Raw genomic sequence first — 24,211 nt, forward strand, 5'->3', positions numbered from 1 at the left:
ACGCCATGAGCGACTCTCGCGCCGGTGCACGAACGGTCCCCTCACGCCGCGTCGGCGATACGGGAAGGACTCTCGCTCGGAGCACGAACGGTCCCCTCACGCACATGCACGAAGGGACCCCGCGCGACCCAACACCAGAGGTCCCTTCACACCACTGGCCGACGCAAACCCGCCGACAGAACCCACCTACGACGCCATGAGCGACTCTCGCGCCGGTGCACGAACGGTCCCCTCACGCCGCGTCGGCGATACGGGAAGGACTCTCGCTCGGAGCACGAACGGTCCCCTCGCGCGCACGCGCGCGAAAGGAACCAGTCGCGCTGGTGCACGAACGGTCCCCTCACGCACAGCTGCACGAAGGGACCCATCGCGACCCAACACGAGAGTCCCCCTCACTCAGCCCAGGTCGGGGCCCTTCGAGCGCAGGTCGTCGACCTTGGACATGGCTTCGCGGAGTTCGCCGAGCCACGTGTCGGCGTGTTGGCCGACCAGCCGGACGGCCCAGGAGAGCGCCTCGGAGCGCGAGCGGGCCACGCCGGCGTCCACGAGGGTGTCCAGGACCAGCCGTTCGGGCTGGCGCAGGCGGGTCATGACCGGCGCGGAAAGCGTCGTGAACAGCACTTTTGTGCCGCCCAGTTTGGCGCCCCACGCGACCTTGCGCTGGTAGCGGTGCTCGGCCTGCCGGGCGATCTCGATGCGCTCGTCGCGGGTGTCCTCGCGGAACCGGCTGATGCGTCCGTCCTCGGCGGCCGCGCGGGCGGCGTCGTCGGCGTAGTCGCCGGTCAGCGGGGGCAGGTCGCCCACGATGACGATCTCGTCGCGGTCAACGGCGACCTCCGGGCCGCCCGTGAACCAGTCGTCCGGGAGGCGCCCGGCGAACCAGGCGGGCGCGTCCTCCGCCGACGGCGCCTCGCCCTGCTGCCAGCCGCCGCGGCCCTTCCAACCTCGTCCCATGTGTCCCACCTCGAAGTGCGCGTACATGTCTCTCGCCTCCGCGATTACATGATTACATCGCTACTCAAGCTACGCCGAAAACAACCGGGGGAAACCCGTGTTCACCAGGGGCGGAACTCAGCGGGACTCAGCGGAACTCAGCGGCCGAGCTGCTCCACCAGCTCGGCGGCCCCCGTCACCGGCCGGTCGCACACGTAACCCCGGCAGACGTACGCGGCGGCGGCCCCGTCGACGAGCGGCCGATCCGCCAGCAGCGGCACACCCTCAGCGTCCGGAGAGCCGCCCAGCACCACGCCACCGCCGTGCACGTGCCGGGCCGCGGCCGTCACCAGCGCCGCCCGATCCGGACCGACGACCGCCACCTGCACCGGCCCCGACTGCGCCGCTTCCGCCACCGACAGCCAGTGCCCGGCGAACCGCGGCGCGCGCGAAGCCAGCAGGCCCGCGCGGTTCAGCGCCGCGTCCGCCGCCGAGCGGTACCGCGCGGCCTGGTCGTAGCCGGCCAGCGCCGAAGCCGTCAGCAACGCCCCGGCCAACGCCGACGCACCCGCCGGGCTCGCGTTGTCCGTCGGGTCGCCAGGCCGCTGCACCAGCGCTTCCGCGTCGTCCGCGGTGTCGTGGTAGGCGCCTTCGGCGGAAGCCGAGAAGTGCGCCAGCGCCACGTCCAGCAGTTCGGTCGCCGCCGTCAGCCACCGCGGCTCGCCCGTCGCCTGGTGGAGCGCGAGGAGCCCGTCGGCCAGGCACCCGTAGTCCTCCAGCACGCCGGCCGGCACGCCGACGACGCCGGCGCGGGAACTGCGCCGCAACCGCCCGTCGACGAGGTGGACGTCGAGCAGCAGCGAAGCCGCGGCCCGCGCCAGCTCGATCCACTGTGGACGCTCCAGCGCGACGCCGGCCTCGGCGAGCGCGGTGATCGCGAGCCCGTTCCACGCGGTCACCACCTTGTCGTCCCGCGCGGGCTGCGGTCGCGTCGACCGGGCGGCCAGCAACGCCGAACGAACGCGCTCGAACCGCTCGGCGTCGTCCGGATCCCCGAGCAACTGCAGCGTCGACGAGCCCTTCTCGAACGTCCCGGACTCCGTGACGGAGAACAGCGAGGCCGCCCACTCCCCGTCGGCGTCGCCCAGCACTTCGCGCAGCTGCGCGGGCGTCCAGACGTACGTGAGGCCCTCGACGCCGTCGGTGTCCGCGTCGAGCGCGGCCGCGAACCCGCCTTGCGGCGTGCGCAGGTCCGTCTCGAGGAACCGCACGATCCCCTCGGCGATGCCGAGCGCGAACGAAGACCCGCGCCGCGCCAGGTGCGCGTAGACGCGCAGCAGCAAAGCGTTGTCGTACAACATCTTTTCGAAGTGCGGCACGATCCACCGCGCGTCCACGGAGTACCGCGCGAAGCCGCCGGCGAGCTGGTCGTGGATGCCGCCGCGCGCCATGGCCACGGCCGTCGACTCGGCGAGCGACAGCGCGTCGGCCGAGCCGGTGCGCTCGTGGTGGCGCAGCAGGAACTCCAGCACCATCGACGGCGGGAACTTCGGCGCCGTCCCGAACCCGCCGTGCTCCGGGTCCGCTTCGAAGGCGAGCTTCTCGGCCGCGGCGGCCAGGGCGCCGGCGTCGACGACGGACGCCTGCAGCGGGCCGCTCTGCTCGGTGAGGTGCCCGATCAGCCGCTTCGCTCCGTCGCGCAGGTCGTCCGGCCGCTCGGTCCACGCCTCGGCGACGGCGGCGAGCAGCTGCTGGAACGACGGGATCCCCGGCCGCGGGGAGGGCGGGTAGTAGGTGCCGCAGTGGAACGGCTCGCCGTCGGGGGTGAGGAAGCAGGTCATCGGCCAGCCGCCCTGGCCGGTCATGGCCTGGGTGGCGGCCATGTAGACCGCGTCGATGTCCGGCCGCTCCTCGCGGTCGACCTTGATGTTCACGAAGTGCGCGTTCATCAGCACCGCGGTGCCCTCGTCCTCGAAGGACTCGTGGGCCATCACGTGGCACCAGTGACACGCCGCGTAGCCGACCGACAGCAGGATCGGCACGTCGCGGCGCCGCGCCTCGGCCAGCGCTTCGGGCCCCCACTGCCACCAGTCAACGGGGTTGCCCGCGTGCTGCAGGAGGTACGGGCTGGTCGCGTCCGCCAATCGGTTCGCCATGCCACCAGGGTGGCACGGCGCCCGCGTCAGTCGGACTTGGCCTTGGCCGGATCGGCCGGCTGGGTCACCTTCTCCTCGGCCGGTGCGGCAGCGGTGTCCGCCTCGGGCTTCTCACCCGCTTCGTCCGCAGTGGCCTCTTCGTCACCGAAGCTGGCCGGCACCTTCTTCAGGTGCTTGCTCATCGACCGGACGAGGAACGCCACCGCGATCAGGAACAGGATCAGCACCAGGAAGCCGACGGGCGAGGACTTGCCGAAGTCCTCACCCTGACCGCCGTTGTCACCGCTGTCGGGCTGCTGGGCCAGGAACAGGGCCGACGCCGTCAGCGGGGCCACCGCGACGGCCGGCACACCGAAACTCATGGGCTCACCTTCTCCTTGATGCCGGCGAACAGATCATCCTCCGGCAGCGTGCTGTCCACCAGGGAGCGGTTCAGCTCGTACTCCTCGGTCGGCCACGTCTCGCGCTGGATCTCGAGCGGGACCGCGAACCAGCGGCTGGTCGGGTCGATCTGCGTGGCGTGCGCCTTCAGCGCTTCGTCGCGCACCTCGAAGTATTCACCGCACTCGATCCGGGTGGTCACCCGCTCCATGATGTCGGGTCGGTCCGGGTCCCAGGACTTGAGCCACTCCTCGTACGGCGAGGGCAGGCCGGCCTGCTTGAGGGCGGTGTCGAACGCGATCATCCGCGACCGGGAGAAGCCGTGCACGTAGTAGAGCTTGAGCGGCTGCCACGGGTCGCCGGCGCCGGGGAAGCGGTCGGCGTCGCCCGCCGCCTCGAAAGCCGCCATGGAGATCTCGTGCGTGCGGATGTGGTCCGGGTGCGGGTAGCCGCCGTTCTCGTCGTAGGTGACGAGCACGTGCGGGCGGAACTCGCGCACCACGCGCACCAGCGCCTCGGTGGACTCCTCGAGCGGCACGACCGCGAACGAGCCTTCCGGCACCGGCGGCAGCGGGTCCCCCTCGGGCAGTCCGGAGTCGACGAAACCGAGCCAGCGGTGCTGGACCCCCAGGATCTTCGCCGCGCGCGCCATTTCCTCGCGCCGGATCTCCGTGATGTTCGCCAGGACCTCGGGCCGCTCCATGGCCGGGTTGAGGATGCTGCCCGCTTCCCCGCCCGTGCACGTCACGACCATGACCTCGTGGCCCTCCGCGACGTACTTCGCCAGCGTGGCCGCCCCTTTGCTGGACTCGTCGTCCGGGTGCGCGTGCACCGCCATCAGACGCAGTTTTGAGTTGCGGTCGCTCGTCGTCAGCTCGTCAGCTCGCACCATGCTCTGAACGACCCTTTCGTGTGCCTTATTCCGTCGAACCCCGCCCCGGCTCCACGCCGCCGGAAGCGCTCGCGGATACTCGATGCGGTGGTGCCCCCAGGTTGGGCTCCCACCCATTGTCCCCACGGGTACGACAAGAACGACCGGAGGCCCGGACTTGCAGACCGGAGAGACCGCGACCACCGAGGGTGACGCCCGTCCGGCGCCGCCCGCGGACCGGTACGGCTCGCCCGCCAAGACCGGGTCGAAGCGCTGGAAACGCTGGGTTTTCGGCGTGGTCGCCGTGGTCGTGAGCTGCGCCGTGGCGTGGATCGCCTACGTCAACCTCGGCCAGGCGTCGATCGACGCCGAGCGCGTGGCGTTCGACGCCCGCCCGGGCAACGCGATGCAGATCACCATCAACGTCACGCGTGACGACCCCGACAAGCCCGGGGTGTGCATCGTGCGGGTGCGGGACAAATCGGGCGCCGAGAGCGGCCGCAAGGAAGTGCTGGTTCCCGCCGGGGCCGGCCACAGCAGAGTCAGCACGGTGGTGAAGAGCATCGGGGAACCGGTGACGGCCGACGTGTACGGCTGCTCGTACTCCATACCACGTTACATGTCAACCCCATAGCGGCCAACGGGGTGAAATGCGCGGTGGGCGTCCGCGCTGCGTGGAATGGACCGGCGTCGCTCTGTCGTGCCGTGATACGCTGATACACCAGCACGGCCCGAGGCGGGCCGTGTTTTTCCTTTATCTCAGCCGTGCGGGCGAGGTGTGCTCGTGCGGTGGCCGGCTTGTACACCCAAGCCTGGCAGGCCCAACGAGGAGATGGTGACCGTGAGCGACACCAAGGTGACCTGGCTGACTCAGGATGCCTACGACAGGCTCAAGCACGAGCTCGACGAAATGATCGAGAATCGTCCGGTCATCGCTGCGCGCATCAACGACAGCCGCGAAGAGGGAGACCTCAAGGAGAACGGCGGCTACCACGCGGCCCGCGAAGAGCAGGGCCAGGCCGAGGCGCGCATCCGCCACCTGCAGGAGCTGCTGCGCAGTGCGAAGGTCGGCGAAGCGCCGGAAGACGACGGCACCGCCGGTCCCGGCAAGGTCCTCACCGTGAAGTACGAGGGTGACGACGACGAGGAGAAGTTCCTGCTCGCCACCCGCGAAGAGGGCGCCGAGGGCTCGCTCGACGTGTACTCCCCCGAGTCGCCGCTGGGCAAGGCCCTGCTCGGCGCCAAGGAAGGCGAGTCGCGCGAGTACGAGCTGCCCAACGGCAAGACCATGAAGGTCACGCTCGTCAAGGCAGTGCCCTACAGCGAGAGCTGAGTCCCGCTTCCGCGCGTGCCCGGCCGTCGTGGCCGGGTGCGCGGAAACCGGTCTAGCGTGGCTCCCGGGACACCACTGGGAGGACACGATGAGCACGCTGCCGATGTGTCGCACCTGCGGCATGCAGTACCCGGAACCCCGTGCCGACTGCCCGATCTGCGAGGACGAACGCCAGTACGTCCCGCTCACGGGTCAGGCGTGGACCGACCTCGCGACGCTCCGGTCGAGCGGCGAGTACGAAGCTCGCATCGAGGAGCAGGGGCCGGGGCTCATCGGGATCGGGTCCACGCCGAAGTTCGCGATCGGCCAGCGCGCGCTGCTCGTGCGCGCCGGCTCCGGCAACTTCCTCTGGGACTGCGCCGCCTACGTCGACGACGCCGTGGTGCGGCGGATCACCGAGCTCGGCGGCATCACCGGCATCGCGATCAGCCACCCCCACTACTACTCGACGATGGTCGAGTGGGCGCACGCGTTCGACGCGCCGATCTACCTGCACGAGGGCGACCAGCAGTGGATCGGGCGGCCCGATCCGTCGATCCGGCTGTGGTCGGGCACCACGCTCGACGTGGCCGACGACCTGCGGCTGATCAACCTCGGTGTGCACTTCACCGGCGGTACCGTGCTGCACTGGCCGGCGGGTGAACAGGGCCGCGGGGCGCTGCTGTCGGGGGACATCGTGCAGGTGATCCCGGACCGCACGCACGTCGCGTTCATGTACAGCTACCCGAACCTGATCCCGGAGCGGCCGAGTGTCGTGCGCCGGGCGGCGGAGCTGCTCGAGCCGTACGCGTTCGACGCGATCTACGGCGCGTGGTGGGACGCGGTCGTGCGCCACGACGGGCACGAGGTCGTGCAGCGCTCGGCGAAGCGCTACCTCGCGCACGCGCTCGAAGCGTTCTAACCGCGCGCGGTGCGCTCCAGCAGCGGGCGCACCCGCGGCGGAACCGGTGTCGACAAGGCGATCGAGGTCGAGGTGCGCAGGACCCCGTCGACGCCGACGACGTCGTCGATCACCCGCTGCAGGTCGTCGTTGTCGCGCGCCACCAGCCGGACGAACAGGTCACCCTGCCCGGTCGTGGCGTGCACTTCGCACACCTCGTCGATGGCCGCGAGCGCCTCGGCCACGCTCCCGCGCCGGCCCTGGGCGATTTCGAGCACGGCGAACGCGGTGAGCCCGTAGCCCATCGCGGCGAGGTCGAGTTCGGGCGGGAAACCGCCGAGGATGCCGCGCTCGGTCAGCCGGTCGAGGCGCGCCTGCACGGTGCCGCGCGCGACACCGAGGCGGCGGGCGCATTCGAGCACGCCCAGCCGCGGCGAGTCGGTGAGCAGCAGCAACAGCCGGGCGTCGAGCGCGTCGAGCACCGTTTCCTCCCTGCGCAGGTTGTCCACGTTGACCGCAGCATACGGCTTCGCGCTGGGCAGATTGTGCAGCTAATTCGGTAACCATTGCTCATCTTGCCGCGGCGGACCCATGCTTGCCGACATGACCCACACCATGGATCCGCAGGGTGCGCTCGACGACGTCAGCTTCGACCAGCTCCGTCAGCTCGTGGGGCTCGTCGACCACGACGCCACGAACGACCCGTTCCCCGTCAAGGCTCTCGACGCGGTGGTGTTCGTCGCCGGCAACGCGACGCAGACCGCGTGGTTCTACCAGGTCGCGTTCGGCATGGAGCTCGTCGCGTACGCCGGCCCCGAAACGGGCCGGGTGGACAGCAAGGCGTTCGTGCTCAAGTCGGGCTCCGCGCGGTTCGTGATCACCGGCGGCGTGCGGCCGGACTCGCCGCTGCTCGACCACCATCGCCGCCACGGCGACGGCGTGCGCGACCTCGCGCTCGAGACGACGGACGTGGACAAGTGCGTCGAACACGCCCGCGCGCAGGGCGCGACGGTGCTCGAGGAGCCGCACGACGTCTCCGACGAGCACGGCACGGTGCGGATGGCCGCGATCGCGACGTACGGCGAGACCCGCCACTCGCTGATCGACCGGTCCCGCTACACCGGTGTGTACCTGCCGGGGTTCGAGCCGCGCGAGAGCGCCGTGAAGCGCCCCGCAGGTGCGCCGAAGCGGCTGTTCCAGGCCGTGGACCACTGCGTGGGCAACGTCGAGCTCGGCAAGATGGACTACTGGGTCGACTGGTACCACCGCGTGATGGGCTTCGTGAACATGGCGGAGTTCGTGGGCGACGACATCGCGACCGACTACTCGGCGCTGATGAGCAAGGTCGTGTCGAACGGCAACCACCGCGTGAAGTTCCCGCTCAACGAACCCGCTGTGGCGAAGAAGAAGTCGCAGATCGACGAGTACCTCGAGTTCTACGAGGGCGCAGGCTGCCAGCACATCGCGTTGGCCACCAACGACATCATCGCCACGATCACGGCGATGCGCGCCGCGGGCGTGGAATTCCTCGACACGCCGGACTCGTACTACGAGGACCCGGAGCTGCGCGCGCGGATCGGCGAGGTGCGCGTGCCGATCGAAACGTTGCAGGAGCACAAGGTTCTGGTCGACCGCGACGAAGACGGGTACCTGCTGCAGATCTTCACGAAGCCGATCGGCGACCGGCCCACGGTGTTCTACGAGCTCATCGAGCGCCACGGTTCGCTGGGCTTCGGGAAGGGCAACTTCAAGGCGCTGTTCGAGGCGATCGAGCGGGAGCAGGAGCGCCGGGGCAACCTTTGACAGCTGCCCGACCGGTTGCACTGATCGGTTGCGGCGACACAGGAAACCCGCTTTTCGTCGAGCTGTCAACCAAGTCTGGGCACGAGCGGCCCGTTCGCGACGAATCCGTCGCGAACGGGCCGTTCGCTACGTTCCGCCCCTGTTCGGGCACGTACAGTGGGTGGTCCGGTCCTTCGCCGGCTGGTTGACCCGGATGGCAAACTGGGCCGATCGGATCAATTCGGACCGGTCCGGAACCGGAGGCGGACTCGATCCGTCACTGTGGGGAAGTACAGCTCGAGAGGAATGGGGGCCCGATGTCCGACGGCGTCGACGCCAGCCAGCGGATGATCGACGGCTGGATGCAGCAGCTGCAGCAAACGGCTGCGCGCTACCAGGCGATGGCCGACCGCATGCAGGGCCAGACCGTCACGGAACGGGCCAAGGACGGCGCGGTCGAAGTGACCGTCGACGCCAAGGGACTGCTGAAGAACCTCGTGATCGCCGAGTCGGCCGGCGGCAAGCGGATGGCGGAGGTCTCGGCCGAGGTGATGCGGCTCGTGCAGAAGGCGCAGTCGCGGATTCCCGAGCTGCTGCACCAGGTTGCGACCGAAACGCTCGGCAGCGACGGCACCGGTGACAAGCTCGTGGCCGACGCGAAGAGCACGTTCCCGGAGCCGCCTCCGGAGGATCCGGCCGCGCCGGAGCCCGATCGTCTGCACCACTTCGGGCCCGAGGACACCGAGGCGCCGCCGCCCCCGCCGCGGCAGCAGACGCCACCACCGCCTCCGCCGCGTCGCCGCCGGCCCGACCCGAGCGACGATGACGACGACTTCGGCGGATCGATTCTGTCCTGACGCGCGGCCGAACCAGGGGGACGAACAACCATGGCACCCAAGGGGTACGAGGTCGGCAGCGACCTCGAGAGCCACGCCCGTCAGCTCGACGGGATCAGCGACGGGCTGCAGCAGGCCGTCGACGCGGCGAACCAGGTGAGCATGCCGACCGACGCGTACGGCATCCTCTGCCAGCCGTTCCGGATGATGCTGGACCCGGTCGAGGAGTTCGGGCTCAACGCGTTGAAGATCACCGTGACGGCGATGGACGCGCAGGCGGAGAAGGTTCGTAGTGCCGCGAAGGCGTACGAAGACCTCGAAACCGGGGCCAAGAACAACCTGAACTCCACGCAGGGTTCGAACTGATGGCGGACGGCAACCCGCTCGTCGCGCAGGCGAAGCAGGACGGAGACGGTCCGGGCCCGCTCACGGCCGGCAACGGCGACTACGGCTACGCCACCGGCATCGGCGTCGCCGAGTCGGCGATGGACGCGTTCAACGGCATCAAGGACGGCGACTGGGTTTCCGGTGGCCTCGGGGTGCTGAGCCTCGCCGGTGAGGTAGCGAGCGCGGCGATCGACCCGTTCGGGTACCTGATGTCGTCGGTGGCGTCGTTCCTCATGGAGCACGTGCAGCCGCTGAAGGACATGCTCGACTCGGTGGCGGGCAACCCGCCGGTGATCCAGTCCTATGCGGACACTTGGGGCAACGTCGCGAAAGCGTTGCAGGACAGGCAAGCCGACTACACCAACGCGGTCAAGACCGGCACCGCGGACTGGAAGGGCGAGGCGGCCGACGCGTACCGCAAGGGCGCCGCGGAGGCGGCCGAGGCCCTCGGTGGCGCGGCGACGGTGGCGAGCGCGATCGGCACCGTCACCATGATCATGGGCCAGGTCGTGTCGTTCGTGCGGGAAACCGTGCGCCAGCTCATCGCCGACCTGGTGGGCAAGCTGATCTCGTGGGTCATGGAGGAGGCCTTCTCCCTCGGCTTCGGCACGCCGGTGGTGGTCGCGCAGGCCGTCACGGCGATCTCCAAGTGGGGCGAGAAGATCAGCGGCCTGCTGACGAAGCTGTGCGACACCATGCGCAAGGTGTCGCCGCTGCTCGGCAAGCTGGCCGACGTCTTCACGAAGATCATCAAGATCCTGGGCAAGCTGGCCGGCAAGGTCACGGGCCTCGACGTGATCAGCACCAAGAACATCAAGGCCGGCGGCTTCGCGCACCGCACCGGCGGCGGCTCCGGCGGCGGTGGCAGCCACCACGGCGGCTCCGACGGCGGGGACTCCGAGGGTGGCGACGGCTCCCACTCCGGTGACTCCGACCCGGATTCCGGTTCCGGCGACGGGGATTCCGCCTCCTCAAGCCCGGACGACGGTCCGTCCACACGGGACGGATCCGGCGATTCGAGCCGCCGCTCCACCGACGGCGACACCCCCGACGGTTCGGGCGGCGACGGCTCGGCGCACACCGGTGATTCCGACGGCGGCGGTTCCAGCGGCGGCTCCTCCGACGGCGGCTCGGGTGGCCGCTCCTCCGACGGCGGCTCGGGTGGCCGCTCGTCCGACGGCGGCTCGGGTGGCGGCGGCTCCGCACACTCCGGCGGCGGCTCAGCCGACGGCGGTAGCTCGGTCCATTCGGGCGGCGGGTCCGGAGGCAGTTCGGTCCATTCCGCTGGCGGCTCGTCAGGCGGCGGTTCTTCCGCTCACTCCGGCGGCGGCTCCGGCTCGAGCTCGTCCGGCAACGACTTCTCCAGTCACTCCGGCGGCGGCTCTTCCAGTTCCCCGTCGCACACCGGCGACGCGCCCAGCAGCCACACCGGCGACGCCCCCTCCGGCGGCTCGGCTCCGCACACCGGCGGCGCCCCGTCCGGCGGCGGCGCGTCGTCCACCTCCGGCGGCGGCTCCCACTCCGGCGGCGGCTCGTCGTCCACTTCCGGTGGCGGCTCCCACTCCGGTGGCGGCGGCTCGTCATCCACTTCCGGCGGCGGTTCCCCCTCGACCCACAGCTCCGGCGACAGCTCCACCTCGGCCTCCGGCTACGCCCCGCCGCGTGTCGACGAACCGTCCGCGAACGCCCCTGCCGCCCGCGCCGGCGACGGCGGCGCCCCCTCCGGCAGCGCAGCCCCGAACCAGCCGCCGCCCGGCGGCCTGCCCCCGGCCGGCGGCGGCGCACCGAACGCCGCACAGGGCGGCGTCCCCAGCGGCGGCGCCCCCGCCCGCCCCGGCAGCGGCGGCGGCTGGACCGGCACCCCCGGCAGCCCGGGCGCCCGTACCCCGGACGCCTCCGGCCCACGCCCCGACCGCACCCCCGCCTCGGGCCGCCCCGGCACCGACGCCCCGTCCCGCCGCCCCGGCGACGGCCCCACCGGCTCAAACCGCTCCGGCGACCCGAACACCCGCTCGCCGCAGCCCTCGAACTCCCCGAGCACCCGCTCGCCCGAAGGCGCGGGCGAGCCCAACACCCGCTCGCCTCAGGTCAACGGGGACCCCAACACCCGCAGCCCCAAGAGCAACAGCGACCCGAACAACCGCCCGCCCCAAGGCGCCGGCGATTCCAACCCGCGCACCTCACAAGGCTCCGGCGAACCCGAAACCCGCACACCCCAAGGCAACGGCGACCCCAACACCCGCAGCCCCCAGAGCAACGGCGACCCGAACAACCGCCCGCCCCAAGGCGCCGGCGAGCCCAACGGCCGCTCGCCGCAAGGCAACGGCGACCCCAACACCCGCAGCCCCCAGGGCAATGGTGATCCGAACACCCGCCCGGCCCAGAGCGCCGGCGATCCCAACGCGCGTACCTCGCAAGGGTCCGGCGACCCCAGCACTCGGTCGCCGCAGGGCGCGGGTGAACCGAACACTCGCTCGCCTCAAGGCGCCGGCGATCCGAACGGTCGCGCGCCCCAGGGCGCAGGCGAACCCGGCACCCGTACGCCGCAGGGCACCGGTGAGCCCAACACCCGCTCGCCCCAGGGCAACGGCGAACCCGCCACCCGCACCCCGCAAGGTTCGGGTGACCCGGCGGGCCCGCGGCGGCCCGGGGAGGGTGGCAGCCCGTCGGCGCGGAGCCCGCAGGGGGCCGATGCGCCTGGGCCCCGGCGTCCTGGTGACGCCGGCGATCCGGCGGCGCGCGGGCCGCAGCGGCCCGGCGGTGAGAACGGTGTGCCCGGGCCCCGGCGGCCCGGGGAAGTGCCTGAGCCCGCCGCGCGGGGTGGGGCGGGTACGGCGACCCGGCCGGACAGTCCACATCGGACTCCGGAGGGCGACGCGCCGCACCGCGGTGAGCCCGGTGACGGCACGCCGCACCACGGTGAGGCGGACGAGCACGCGCCGCGGAACGGTGAGCCCGAAGACGGCGCGCCGCACCGCGACGACGCGTCCGAGCACCACGACCCGTCCGAGCACCACGGCGACGGTCACCACGACGCACCGGACCAGGACGGCGCCCCGCACCACCACGACGACGAGCCGCTGTCCCCCGACGAGGTCAACCAGCACCACTCGGAGAGCACGCCGTCCGGGAGTTCGTACCACCGCGGCGACGCGGACATGGGCGATCTCCCCCACCGGGTGCAGCCGGATCCGGACGGGCGCTACACCGTCGACGTGCACGTGACGCCGGACGGCCACGCGCGCATCGGCGACCGGCACTACACGCCGGAGGAGTTCGCGGATGTGTTGCGCCACAACGCGGACTACGACGGCCGCCCGATCCGCCTGATCGGCTGCGACGCCGGCTCGAACGACTTCGCCCACCGGCTCTCGCGCGAGCTGGACACCGACGTCATGGCGCCGAACAAACCGGCGTGGTCCGACGCGAACGGGCGGGTCTTCTCGTCCGACTACGAAATCGGCCCGGACGGCCGGATGCACCCGCGGATCCCGCCGGACGGCGAGTGGTCCGTGCACCACCCGGACGGCACGTCGCACCACGTCGGCGACGACGGGTTCGCGCCTGAGACGCACCACCACGACCCGAACGACGTCGACGCCGAAAGCGCGCGCCACCGCGGCGACGAGCCGCCGCCGGACGTGGACCCGGACAGCACCGGCACCCCGCACGGGCAGGACACCCAGCAGCACCACCACGAGCCGGAGCCCGACGCCGACCCGGACGTCCCGAAGGACCACAACCCGGCGTCGCGGCAGCAGGAGCACGACCTGCTGGACCCCCAGCACCAGGCCGACCTCCGCGCGCACCCTCAGGACCTCACCGACTTCAAGCCGACGTCCCACGGCGACCCGATCGACGTCGGCGGCCCGAACCACCACGGCGACGGCCCGAACCCGCCGTCGCCGGACCAGCGGTGGCCCGGCGGCCAGAAGCTGGAGCCCAACCGCGAGTACCGCGTCCACGACAGCAACGGCAACCCGCGCGGCACTTACCACACGGACGAAAACGGCCGGGTCAGCCACATCGACACCGACCACCCCAACCAGCAGCCGCGCATCGGCAACAAGCCGAATCCCGACTACCACCCGAACCCCGACGTCACCCACCCGCACCCGAACACCACGTACCGGGTCGGGATCGACGGACACCACCAGACGTTCACGACCGACGCCGACGGCCTGCCGCACCCGTCGTTCGAGTACCACCGCCCCGACTTCGACGGCGACCCGGTGCGCATCGACGCCGGCGACCCGCACGCGCCGAAGGGCGGCGAATCCTTCGCCAGCGGCGGCCCGTACGAGCCGCACCGGCAGTACGACGTCACCGACGCGAACGGCGTCCACCGCGGCACGTTCTACACCGACGCCAACGGCGACGTCCGCTGGGCCGAGGTCGAGTCGGGGCGCGTCGGGCGCACCAACCCCGACCTGCCCTCGCCCGGCAACTCGCACCTGCCGTCGGACGCGAAGGTCACCGTGCACCAGAAGCTCGACCCGGACGCCGACGCGCCCCACGGCGTCTCGGACCCGGACCGCTTCCACGGTGCGCAGCGGGAAGACGTGAAGCTGCCGAAGGACAAACCGTTCGTCGACAGCGTGCCGAAGCACCCAGCGGGGCACCCGCACGCGGGCGAGCCGGACCTGAAGCCGAACCACAAGTACGTGGTGAGCAGCGACTTCAAGGACGGCACCAAGACCACCACCCACCCGCGCACGGTGGTCTGGACCGACGAGCACGGGCGCATCGCGGCCGTCGAGACGTACCGGCCGCACCACCCGGACCTCAACAACCCGGCCCCGAACATGGCCTACGACGTGGACCACGGCAAGTTCACCTACCAGACCACCGGCAACGCGGACGGCTCCGCCGACACCGCGGGCGCGCACCACCACGACCCGGAACTCGCCGACAACAAGGACCTGCCGCGCCGCGACGGACAAGCGCAGGGAGATTCCAACTCGCAGGCCACCGTCGGCAAGTACGACGGCGGCCACATCGCCGGCAACCAGTTCAAGGGACCGGGCGAGCTGCTGAACATGCTCACGCAATGGCGTCCGCACAACCAGGGCTGGAAAGGGCAGGCCGGCACGGAAATGCACTGGAAGGCCTTCGAAACCGACCTGGCCAACCACCTCAAAGCCGGCGGGAAGATCGGCGGGATCGACATCTTCCCGCTGCGCGCTGATGGCAACCGGGTGCCGCACACCATCCAGGTACGCTGGGTCGAAACCGATCCGGCGGGCAACACCAGCGTCCACATGCGCAGCTTCGGCAACGGTCCCTCGGGCAGCTCGTGAGCACCGGGAACGGCGTGGTAGAAAGGAAAACCCCCGATGGCACGTGACCACGACCAGTGGCAGGAGCTCACCTACGAGGTGGGTTACGCCCTCGTCGACGCGGCCCCCGAGGGGTGGCGGCGGATCGAGCTGTTCAGCCGCGTCACCGCCGAGGTCCAGGACTTCACGCTCACCGTGCTGATGGCCGACGGCCGCCAGGCCGCGGTCGAGATCCCGGAGGCGGCGACGCGCGCGATCCTGGGCATCCGCGACGCGTACTACGTCGAGGGCGAAGGCACCTGGTTCTCGATGCGGTACCTGCTCGACGCGCCGAGCAAGATCCACTCCCTGTACAACCTGGACTGGGATCCGGAGTGGGACCCGGCCATCGACGTTTCGGCGTGGCCGCGCGACCTCGAACGCTACCCGCGCGACGAGTTCCACACGCCGCCGTGGCTGCGGGAGAAGCTCGTCGAAGCCGGGGCGGACGTCCCGCCGGCCCCGCCGGAAGTGGTCGAGCTGCAGCTCGACGCCGAAGGACAGAACGAGATCTGGCGGGACCTGACGAACCGCATCGTCATGACCGTCCCGGCCGACTGGCAGCAGGTGCTGCTGACCTACCGCGCCGTGGGCGAGCACGTCGAGATGCCGGTGATGGTGCGCCGCGTGACCGATGGCGGGCTCTCGCTGTGGGAGCCGCCGGCGGAGGTCGCCGAGCTCTTGGCGAAGCTGCGCGAACGGATGTACCGCGAGGGCCGCGGCACGTGGCTGCAAGCGAGCGCGACCGTCGACACCAGCTCGCACAGCGAGTTCGCCTACGTGTGGGACGACGAGCCCTCGTGGGATTCGCCGCCGTCGGCAGCCGCGTTCGCACGTGAGCTCGAGCTGTTCCCGCGCGAGGGCGCGAACCTGCCGGGGTGGTTCGCCGAGCGCGTCGGCGGGGCGGGGGCGGCGACACTGGCTTCCCCGACCGATCCGAAGACGGCGAACACGGAGGCGTTGCGCGCGGCCGAAGACGCCGCCGCGCAACTGGAGCTCGACCCGGCGCGCTACCGGATCGGCGAGGCCGCCGACGGCGCGTGGTGCCTGGTGTCCGAAGGGGACAGTTGGGCCGTGTTCCTCGCCGAGGGCGGCGAACGGTTCGAGGCCGCGGAGTTCGCGACCGCGCAGCAGGCCGCGCGCTACTTCGTCGGGCACCTCTACCTGAACCAGGCGGCGTTCCGCGGCGAGCTGGCGCCCGACGCCAAGCGACCCACCGACGCGTGGCCGATCCAGCCGCTCGGCGGCGACCCGGGGCTGCAGCTCTACGGCGGCAAACGGATCGTGACGCTGCCGCCCGGTACCGAGGTGGACCGCTACGGCGACCCCGCAGGCAACACACTGTACGCGGCGGGCACCGAGTGGACCCACCGCTCGCAGCCGGCGGAGGCGCGGCAGCGCCCGTACCACGTCTACCGGCTGCGCCGTCCGGTGCGCGCGATCGTCGGTTCGCCGATCGCCTGGTACGACGAAGCGGGTGGCGGCACGGCGTACGTGCTGGAGCGTTCCCTCGCCGACCTGGTCGCCGACGGTTCGGCGGAGGAGCTCCCGCGCCCGACCGTGCACCCGCCCGCCGCCGGGAGCGCGGGATGACGACGCCCCCGGCGCCGTCCGGGCCGCTGGGGCCGGAGCAGCAACAGGCGATCGTCGAGCGCATCGGGCGCGGCCTCGCGGGCCTCGTGCCGCCCGGCTGGCGACAGCTGCGCGTGGACTACCGCGCCGCGGGGCGCCACGTGGAGTGCGACGTGCACGTCACCACTCCCGACGGTGCCGTCCGTCCGGTGCCCGCGCCGCCGGAACTGCTCACCGACCTGGCCGACTTGCGCACCGGGATGTACCGGCCGGGCGCCGGCACCTGGCTCTCGGCGGCCCTCACGTTCGACCCGGCCCGCGGCGCGCACACGGACTACGCCGACGACCGCGAACCCGTGTGGCGCCGGCCGCCGCCACCGATCGGTTTCCAGGACGAGCTGCGCTTCTTCCCGCGGGCCGACCAGCACGTGCCGGCCTGGCTGCGCACTCGCGCCGGCCTTCCCCCGGCAGGCGGCACCGCGCCCGCACCCGGTGGCGTCACCCCGCAGAGCGCGCCCCCACCTGGTCCGGCGGTCCCGTCACCCGGCCTCGGCGTCCCCTTCCCGGCGGGCGCCGGACCCGCCGGCGCGGCGGTTCCTCCCCCCGATCCGGCGCCGGCCGCTGATCCGCCTCACTCGGCGATGCCGCCGGAGAGCGCGGAACCGCCGTCCGGCGCGGAGGCCCCGCTGCCCGACTTGGCGACGCCGGCGGACGGCGCCGAACTGCCGTCCGCGGCCGCGCCGGCCGGTACCCGGACGCCGCAGCCGGCGCCGGGCATCGCCGATCCGCCCGCGCAAACCCCCGCCGACATCAAGACCCCGCGGATCTACGACGGGCTCGACGACGCCGGGCGGCCCGTCGTGGAGCGCGAGCGGCTGGGACCGGAGGAGCGCGAGCAGGTGCTCGCGTACCTGGAGGCCGCGCCGGCGGTGCTGGCGTCGCGCAGTTACGGCACGGACGCGTTCGACCCGGCCCGCACGGACGTGGTGCCGATGGTGTTCCGGACCGACGGCAGCTGGGCGTGGCCCGGAGCCGTCGCGTACTACCTGCGGGAGCACGACGTCCCACCGGATCCGGAGTTGCTGAGCCACCTGCGGGGGCGGCGGTTCGCCGTGCCCGAGGTCGCGGAGCCGGCGCGGGAGATCGCGCTGGCGGCGATCACCGGAGAGTCCGGCTGACCGTCCACACCGGACTAGACGATCGTGAACCCGGCGTCGGCGAGGGCGGTCTCGACCGCCTTGCAGTGCTCCGGTCCGCGCGTTTCCAGTGCGAGCGCGACGTCGACCTCACCGAGGGCGAGGCTGCCGGAGATGCGGGAGTGCTCGACGTCCAGGACGTTCGCGCCGAGTTCCTTCACGCAGCTCAGCACGGACACCAGCGAGCCGGGGCGGTCGGGCACGCGCAGGTGCAGCTTGAGGTAGCGCCCGCCGGCCGTCATGCCGTGCTGGATGATCTGCTGGAGCAGCACCGGGTCGACGTTGCCGCCCGAGAGGATCGCCACCACGGGTGGTTCGAAGGCGCCCGGGTGCTCCAGCAGCGCGGCGACGGTCGCCGCACCGGCCGGTTCGACCACGAGCTTGCGCCGCTCCAGGCACAGCAGCACCGCGCGGGACAGCCCCTCCTCGGTGACCGTGACGACGTCGTCCACGAGCGACGAGACGTGCGCGTAGCTGACCGGCCCGGGCTCGCCCACCGCGATCCCGTCGGCCATCGTGTGCAGCTCACTCAGCCGCACCGGCGCGCCGGCTTCGAGCGACGGCGGGTACGCCGCGGCGTCCTCGGCCTGCACGCCGACCACGCGGACGTCGGGCCGCAGCCCCTTCACCGCGGCCGCGACACCGCCGACCAGACCTCCGCCGCCCGTCGCGACGAGCACCGTCTTCGCGCCGGGCACCTGTTCCAGGACCTCCAGCCCGACCGTGCCCTGGCCCGCGATCACGTCGGCGTGGTCGAACGGGTGGATGAACACCGCTCCGGTCCGCTCGGAGAACGCGATGGCCTCGGCCAGCGTCTCCTCGAGGACGGCGCCGTGGAGGTGCACGTCGGCGCCGTACCCGCGGGTCGCCGCGAGCTTCGGCAGGGGCGCTCGCAGCGGCATGAACACCGTTGAAGAAATCCCCAGCAGTGAAGAAGCCAGCGCCACGCCCTGCGCGTGGTTGCCGGCGCTGGCCGCGACGACACCGCGGGCGCGCTCTTCTTCACTGAGGCCGTGGATGCGGGTGTACGCGCCGCGGATTTTGAACGACCCCGTGCGCTGCAGGTTTTCGCACTTGAGGTACACCGGGCCGCCGTGCAGCCGGCGCAGGTCGCGGGCGTGTTCCATGGGGGTCACCCTGGTGATGCCCTCGAGGAGCTTGCGCGCCTCCTCGATCCGCTCGATGCTGACCAGTTCCATACGCCGGATGATGCCACCGACGGATGGCTGAGGTGCCCACCCCCGTGGGACCGGTACGCTGATAACAGCAACCACACGTGATCAGGGAGTGCGACCATGGCCCGCGCGGAAAACGCGACCACCGCTCGACGGATGCGCGCGACCCGTTCGGCCGGAGTGCTGCCGCTCGTCTTGGGTGTCGCGTCCGCCGTCGCTCTCACCGGCGCCGCTTACTTCACAGTCGACGCCGCCGGCTGCGGCGGCCAGGCCCAGTACATCCGCCACGACAACCACGTCGAACTCGTGGGCGGTTGTGTCGACGGCTCCGAGCTGCCCGCGGCGCCCGCGGAGCAGCAGGAAGCGGTGCACCACTCGATCCACAAGGCGGGCCCGCAGCCGAGCAGCTACCGGCCCTGAAAAACCGGTCCGGACCGGTCGATCCGACGAGCCCCGCGCCGTAATCGGTGCGGGGCTCTCGCACGAGCGGGGGGACATCGCCGGTCCACAACGCGGAAACCCCGCATCGCCTGGGCGACACGGGGTTTCCGGTGAGTGAGACTCAGCCGAGCGCGGCCGTCAGGTCGGCGACCAGGTCGGTGCCGTCTTCGATGCCGACGGAGAGGCGGATCAGGTCCTCCGGGACCTCGAGGGTGGAGCCGGCCGTGGACGCGTGCGTCATGCGGCCCGGGTGCTCGATGAGGGACTCGATGCCCCCCAGGGACTCGGCCAGGATGAAGAGCTTCGTGCGCGACGCGAGCTCCAGCGCGGCCTGCTCGCCGTCGGCGTGGCGGAACGACACCATGCCGCCGAAGCGGCGCATCTGCTTGGCCGCGACCTCGTGGCCGGGGTGCTCCGGCAGGCCCGGGTAGTAGACCTTGGAGACCTTCGGGTGCTTGGCCAGCGTCTGGACGATCAGCTCGGCGTTGTCGCTGTGGCGCTCCATGCGCAGGGCCAGCGTCTTGAGGCCGCGCAGGGTGAGCCACGCGTCGAACGGGCCCGGCACGGCACCAGCGGCGTTGCGCAGGTAGAAGAGCTGCTCGCGCAGGTCGTCTTCGTTGGTGAGCACGGCACCGCCGACCACGTCGGAGTGGCCGCCGAGGTACTTGGTGGTGGAGTGGACCACGATGTCGGCGCCGAGGGCCAGCGGCGTCTGCAGGTACGGCGTGGCGAAGGTGTTGTCGACAACCAGCCGCGCGTCCGCGTCGTGGGCCACGCCCGCCAGCGCGGCGATGTCGGCGACGCCGAGCAGCGGGTTCGTGGGCGTCTCGCACCAGATCAGCTTGGTCTCGGGCCGCAGCGCGGCGCGCACCTCGTCGACGTTCGCCAGGTTCGCGACGGTGTGCTCGATGCCCCACAGGCTCAGCACCTTGTCGATCAGGCGGAACGTGCCGCCGTACGCGTCGTTGCCCAGCACCAGGTGGTCGCCCGGGCGCAGGGTCGTGCGCAGCACCGCGTCGGATGCCGCCATGCCGGACGCGAAGGCGAGCGCGTGGCGGGCGCCCTCCAGCGAGGCCAGTGCCTGCTCGAGCGCGGTGCGCGTGGGGTTCGCGGTGCGCGAGTACTCGTAACCACCCTCGCGGGTGCCGCCGACGCCGTCCTGCGCGTACGTCGACGTCTGGTAGATGGGCACGATGACCGCGCCGGTCCGCGGATCGGGCTGCTGCCCGGCGTGGATCGCGCGTGTTTCGAAGCCCAGTACGGAGTAGTCGTCGACCATGGTTCCAGGGTACGGCGCGGTCCTGACAATCCCGTCAGGTGGGACGGAATTCACGGTGGCCGGAGCCGCTGGGGCGCCTGGTGGCCCTGGTACTGGCGGTGCGCCGCCAGTACCAGGGAGCGGTCACCAGCCCTGGGGTCCGCCCGGTTGCTGACCGTAACCGGCGGGGTACTGCGGGGCGGCGTCGTCGAGACCGACCCACAGCTTGGTCGGCTTCACGATCGCGAGGATCAGCGTGGCCACCGGCGGGATGAGCGACACCAGGCCCGCGGCGACGCCGTAGCCCAGGAACTCGGCGGAAGCGCCGAACGAGGTCGTCCCGATCGCGCTGAGGATCAGGGAGACCACGGTGAACGCGATGGCGACCGAGCAGCCGATGATCACGAGCAACCGGCCCAGCGGCTTGTGCATGATCAGCGAGATGGCGCCCCACAGCAGCAGCACGGCCATCGCGAGGTCGACGATCAGCGAAACGATCAGCAGGACGAACACGCCGTGGAACGCGGCCATGCCGATGGCACTGCTGACCGCGCCGATCGCCGCGACGATGCCACCGAGGATCGCCAGCACGGCGGCCGTGATCGCGGTGCCGCCGCCCGGCTTCTGCTGGAGCTGGCCTGGACCGCCGGGGTAGGCCGGGAACGGCTGGCCGGGCTGGCCGAACGGCTGCGGCTGCCCGTACGGAGCCGGCTGCTGGCCCGGGAACTGCTGGCCGGGCACCGGCTGCGGGCCCGAGAACGGCTGGCCCGGCACCGGCTGCGGACCCGAGAACGGCTGGCCGGGGACTTGCTGGGGACCGGAGTAGGGCTGCCCCGGCACCGGTTGCTGGCCGGGGTAGGGCTGCTGGCCGTACGGCTGCTGCGGGTTCTGCCCCTGCCCGGGGTTCTGGGGATAGCTCAACGGAAGTCCCTCGCGTCCGGCCCCCACCGGCGGCGGGGTGGTGTCCTCGTATCGTGCCAGGCCGGGGGCGGGTTCGGGGCGAAAATCACCACTGTCCGGGTGCCGAAGTCCGGTACCTGAGAAACGAGAACGTCGGCGGCAGCGCCGCGAGCACCAGGACGATCGGCGAAAGCACCACCAGCACGGCGCGGTCGACGGCCGCGAAGCCCTTCAGCGAGAAGACGACCTGGAAGTAGTCCGCGTAACCGGCGGTGCCGAGCGTCGGCTCCAGCAGGATCGAACCAATGGCGATCAGCGCGCCGAGGATCAGCAGCACGGCGCCCGCGGTGGCGCGGAAGATCGTCGCGAGCGCGCCGACGAGCAGGAAAAGCCCCGCCCCGAGGTAGCCTCCGAGGTCGACGAGTGTCCACATCGGAAGGTCGCCGAGGCTGAACCCGGACGGGATGTCGATGAACAACGTCACCGGCAGGTACCCCGCCGCGACGGCCGCCACGAGCCCCAGCAACGCCGCGGCCACCGCCGTGATCCCGGACGGGCGCCGGCGCTCCGCGGCCGATTCCCCGTGCGCGGGCCCGGAACGCTGCTGCGCTGGAGATCCGTACGGGCCGCTCAACTCTTCGCTCCTCCTCGACTCGAACGCGAAACGGACGGCTCACCCTAGCCCGGAAATCGCGATCACGGACGACAAATGGTGAAGCGATGAAGAACGCCTGCCCGAATCGCCCCGTGCGGGGAATGATTCAAGATCAATACGGCGGAGCGTTACTGAAAAACAGCATTTCTCAATTTTTCGCAAAGATCGGCAGGCGCTCGGGGCGGCGCGACTTGCCCTGGGCACAACGCTTCGCACGGACCGGCTCGGGGAGTCGTCGCCGCTTCACGCAGCTGTGTGGAGTCGAGCGCCGCCGCCCGACCTGAAGGGCGGAGGGCACACATCGCTACGGCGACAGCCACTCGCACCGGCGACAAGGATCCCGAACGAGCGCACCACACCAAGCCCCCTCACGGCCGCGACCGCGCGCGCCACAAGCGACCGGCGTGTGGTCGAAGAAGCGAGAGCGCGCGTGGTCAGCCGGCCGGGGACAGCAAAGGGCCCCTCCGGTGACGTGCACCGAAGGGGCCCTTCACGAAGGGTTCAGCTCACCACTGCTGCGGCGGCTGCCCCGGCTGGCCGTAGCCGCCGCCCTGGCCGGGGGGTGGGCCGTAGCCGGGAGGGGGTTGCTGGCCCGGCTGGCCGTAGCCCGGGGGCGGGCCGTAGCCGGGCGGGGGCTGCTGCGGGTAGCCGCCGGGCTGGGGCTGGCCCGGCTGCGGGAAGCCGCCGCTGCCCGGCTGTTCGGGCTGGCCGTAACCCGGCTGCGGGGGCTGGCCGAAACCGCCGGGCTGGCCCGGCTGACCCGGCTGTGGGAAACCGCTCGGCTGGCCCGGCTGCGGGAAGCCGCCGCTGCTGGGGTTCGGGTTGCCCGGCTGGCCGAAGCCCGGCTGACCCGGCTGGCCGGGCGCGCCGAACGGAGGCTGGCCCTGGTCACCCGGCTGGCCGAAGCCCGGCTGACCACCGAAGCCCGGGGGCGGGCCGAAGCCGCCCTGGCCCGGGGGCGGGCCACCGAAGCCGCCCGGCTGGCTGGGCGCCGAGCCGGCGCCGAGGCCGACGTACTGGGCCGTCGGCGGGATGAGGCCGACGACACCGACGATGAGGATCAGGATGCCGAAGATGAGCGTCGGCATGCCGAGGTTGTCGGCGGTGGAGCCCGCGCCGAAGCCCGCGTTGGGGGTCGTGCCGCCGACCAGCAGGATGCCGAAAACGGTCAGCACCACGCCGCCCACGGCGACCACGATCGGCACGAGCTTCTTGAGCCCGCCGCCGAGGCGTCCGGCCAGGATCAGGCCGGCGCCGCCCGCGATCGCGATGACCGCGCCGACGAGCAGCAGGATCACGTAGAGCCAGATCGCGCCCGGCGAGGCGAGCCCCGACTGGGCCAGCAGCTGGTCGACCCGCGCGTCGCCGGCCTGCTGGCGCGCTTCCTTCAAAGCCGACGAGTAGTCGCTGGCTTCACCCATGTACAGGAACGACCAGATCAGCGACAGCACACCGAGCAGCGCGACGATCCCGCCGGCGATGTAGCCGTACATGCCGTTGCCGGAAGCCGGCGCGGCGGGCGCGGCGCCGAAGGCCGGCGGCGCTCCGAAACCACCCGGCTGGGCGCCGAAACCACCCTGCGGCGGAGCGCCGAAAGCGCCGGCGCCCTGGTCGAAGCCACCCGGCGCGCCCGGCGCGACGAAGCCCTGCGGCTGGCTCGGCTCACCGAACCCACCCGGCTGACCGGGTTGTCCGGGCCCACCCGGCTGGCCGGGCTGACCCGGCTGGCCGAAGCCACCGGGCTGCGCCCCGAAGCCCTGCTGACCGAACCCGCCCATGGCCGAGGGGTTGTCGGCCGCGCTCGGCGGCGGCGCGTACGGGATGGCCGGCGGCTGCGAGCCCGGCGGCACGAGCTGCGTCGACTCGGCGCCGAAGTGGCTTTCGCCGGCGTTCGCGTCACCCGGCCGGACGACCTGCGTCGGTTCGGGGGCCTCGCCGAACAGACCGCCCTCACCCGACGACGGAGCCGACGGCTGCGGCTGGCCCGGCTGGACCACCTGCGTCGGCTCCGACGTGCCGAACGGACTGTCCTGCTGAGGTGTGGGACCACTCGGTGGGCCCTGGGGCGGCTGCTCGCCGCCGTCCCCGGGCTGGCTCGGTGGCTGCGGAGCACTCATGTGGGTCTTGAACCCCCTTG

The 24,211-nt window shown here is 71.9% G+C and carries 19 protein-coding genes and 2 pseudogenes; 11 read left to right on the forward strand and 10 right to left on the reverse strand.

Annotation, left to right across the window (positions count from 1 at the left end):
• Positions 1-396 precede the first annotated feature (396 nt).
• From ACIA77_RS25775 to mca, 4 genes are all read right to left on the reverse strand, one after another.
• The gene (locus ACIA77_RS25775) at positions 397-954 is read right to left on the reverse strand and encodes a hypothetical protein (protein ID WP_395888531.1); all 558 of its coding nucleotides are present in this window, start codon (positions 952-954) and stop codon (positions 397-399) included.
• Between the two features lie 137 nt (positions 955-1,091).
• Positions 1,092-3,089, reverse strand: a complete 1,998-nt coding sequence (locus ACIA77_RS25780; RefSeq protein ID WP_395888532.1) for a thioredoxin domain-containing protein — start codon at positions 3,087-3,089, stop codon at positions 1,092-1,094.
• Between the two features lie 26 nt (positions 3,090-3,115).
• A complete protein-coding gene (locus ACIA77_RS25785) occupies positions 3,116-3,451 on the reverse strand; it encodes a hypothetical protein (RefSeq protein WP_395888533.1) in 336 nt (111 codons plus the stop codon).
• Positions 3,448-4,362, reverse strand: a complete 915-nt coding sequence (gene mca, locus ACIA77_RS25790; RefSeq protein ID WP_395888534.1) for a mycothiol conjugate amidase Mca — start codon at positions 4,360-4,362, stop codon at positions 3,448-3,450. The genes ACIA77_RS25785 and mca overlap by 4 nt, the downstream gene beginning before the upstream one ends.
• Before the next feature lie 157 nt (positions 4,363-4,519).
• On the opposite strand from mca, the gene ACIA77_RS25795 reads away from it, so the two are divergent.
• The 3 genes from ACIA77_RS25795 to ACIA77_RS25805 all read left to right on the forward strand — a co-directional run bounded on the left by ACIA77_RS25795 (position 4,520) and on the right by ACIA77_RS25805 (position 6,575).
• Positions 4,520-4,975 (forward strand): DUF4307 domain-containing protein, encoded by a 456-nt coding sequence (locus ACIA77_RS25795; protein ID WP_395888535.1) that lies wholly within the window; start codon positions 4,520-4,522, stop codon positions 4,973-4,975.
• A 198-nt stretch (positions 4,976-5,173) separates the two neighbouring features.
• Positions 5,174-5,674 carry a transcription elongation factor GreA gene (gene greA / locus ACIA77_RS25800; RefSeq protein WP_395888536.1) on the forward strand — a complete coding sequence of 167 codons (501 nt, stop codon included), beginning with the start codon at positions 5,174-5,176 and terminating at the stop codon, positions 5,672-5,674.
• 88 nt (positions 5,675-5,762) lie between these two features.
• Positions 5,763-6,575 (forward strand): MBL fold metallo-hydrolase, encoded by an 813-nt coding sequence (locus ACIA77_RS25805; protein WP_395888537.1) that lies wholly within the window; start codon positions 5,763-5,765, stop codon positions 6,573-6,575.
• Here the strand turns inward: ACIA77_RS25805 and ACIA77_RS25810 are convergent.
• Positions 6,572-7,036 (reverse strand): Lrp/AsnC family transcriptional regulator, encoded by a 465-nt coding sequence (locus tag ACIA77_RS25810; RefSeq protein WP_395888695.1) that lies wholly within the window; start codon positions 7,034-7,036, stop codon positions 6,572-6,574. The genes ACIA77_RS25805 and ACIA77_RS25810 overlap by 4 nt on opposite strands.
• Before the next feature lie 121 nt (positions 7,037-7,157).
• On the opposite strand from ACIA77_RS25810, the gene hppD reads away from it, so the two are divergent.
• From hppD to ACIA77_RS25845, 7 genes and pseudogenes are all read left to right on the forward strand, one after another.
• Positions 7,158-8,357: a 4-hydroxyphenylpyruvate dioxygenase gene (gene hppD / locus ACIA77_RS25815; protein WP_395888538.1), complete on the forward strand. Its 1,200-nt coding sequence runs from the start codon at positions 7,158-7,160 to the stop codon at positions 8,355-8,357.
• A 296-nt stretch (positions 8,358-8,653) separates the two neighbouring features.
• Positions 8,654-9,193: a YbaB/EbfC family nucleoid-associated protein gene (locus ACIA77_RS25820; RefSeq protein WP_395888539.1), complete on the forward strand. Its 540-nt coding sequence runs from the start codon at positions 8,654-8,656 to the stop codon at positions 9,191-9,193.
• Positions 9,194-9,223: 30 nt separating this feature from the next.
• Positions 9,224-9,538 (forward strand): type VII secretion target, encoded by a 315-nt coding sequence (locus ACIA77_RS25825; protein WP_395888540.1) that lies wholly within the window; start codon positions 9,224-9,226, stop codon positions 9,536-9,538.
• Positions 9,538-14,859: a hypothetical protein gene (locus tag ACIA77_RS25830; protein WP_395888541.1), complete on the forward strand. Its 5,322-nt coding sequence runs from the start codon at positions 9,538-9,540 to the stop codon at positions 14,857-14,859. Before ACIA77_RS25825 ends, ACIA77_RS25830 begins: the two co-directional genes overlap by 1 nt.
• Positions 14,860-14,895: 36 nt before the next feature.
• Positions 14,896-16,470, forward strand: coding sequence for a TNT domain-containing protein (locus ACIA77_RS25835; RefSeq protein ID WP_395888542.1), 1,575 nt, complete (start codon positions 14,896-14,898; stop codon positions 16,468-16,470).
• Positions 16,467-16,925 (forward strand): annotated as a pseudogene (locus ACIA77_RS25840) (ferredoxin); the annotation flags it as partial. The gene ACIA77_RS25835 and the pseudogene ACIA77_RS25840, both read left to right, overlap by 4 nt.
• A 336-nt stretch (positions 16,926-17,261) precedes the next feature.
• Positions 17,262-17,627, forward strand: a pseudogene (locus ACIA77_RS25845) (ferredoxin); the annotation flags it as partial.
• 14 nt (positions 17,628-17,641) lie between these two features.
• Here the strand turns inward: ACIA77_RS25845 and ilvA are convergent.
• Positions 17,642-18,844, reverse strand: a complete 1,203-nt coding sequence (gene ilvA / locus ACIA77_RS25850; protein WP_395888543.1) for a threonine ammonia-lyase — start codon at positions 18,842-18,844, stop codon at positions 17,642-17,644.
• 96 nt (positions 18,845-18,940) lie between these two features.
• On the opposite strand from ilvA, the gene ACIA77_RS25855 reads away from it, so the two are divergent.
• Entirely contained in the window at positions 18,941-19,240 is a 300-nt protein-coding gene (locus tag ACIA77_RS25855; protein WP_395888544.1) for a hypothetical protein, read from the forward strand.
• Positions 19,241-19,382: 142 nt separating this feature from the next.
• Here the strand turns inward: ACIA77_RS25855 and ACIA77_RS25860 are convergent, their stop codons facing one another.
• The 4 genes from ACIA77_RS25860 to ACIA77_RS25875 form a co-directional block, all read right to left on the reverse strand.
• Positions 19,383-20,540 carry a cystathionine gamma-synthase gene (locus tag ACIA77_RS25860; protein WP_395888545.1) on the reverse strand — a complete coding sequence of 386 codons (1,158 nt, stop codon included), beginning with the start codon at positions 20,538-20,540 and terminating at the stop codon, positions 19,383-19,385.
• A 123-nt stretch (positions 20,541-20,663) separates the two neighbouring features.
• Positions 20,664-21,440, reverse strand: a complete 777-nt coding sequence (locus tag ACIA77_RS25865; RefSeq protein ID WP_395888546.1) for a hypothetical protein — start codon at positions 21,438-21,440, stop codon at positions 20,664-20,666.
• Positions 21,441-21,525: 85 nt separating this feature from the next.
• Positions 21,526-22,053 carry a hypothetical protein gene (locus ACIA77_RS25870; RefSeq protein ID WP_395888547.1) on the reverse strand — a complete coding sequence of 176 codons (528 nt, stop codon included), beginning with the start codon at positions 22,051-22,053 and terminating at the stop codon, positions 21,526-21,528.
• A gap of 527 nt (positions 22,054-22,580) precedes the next feature.
• Positions 22,581-24,191 carry a hypothetical protein gene (locus ACIA77_RS25875; RefSeq protein WP_395888548.1) on the reverse strand — a complete coding sequence of 537 codons (1,611 nt, stop codon included), beginning with the start codon at positions 24,189-24,191 and terminating at the stop codon, positions 22,581-22,583.
• Positions 24,192-24,211 lie beyond the last annotated feature (20 nt).

This window comes from Amycolatopsis sp. NPDC051903 (assembly GCF_044452505.1).
In the GTDB taxonomy this organism is placed as follows: domain Bacteria; phylum Actinomycetota; class Actinomycetes; order Mycobacteriales; family Pseudonocardiaceae; genus Amycolatopsis.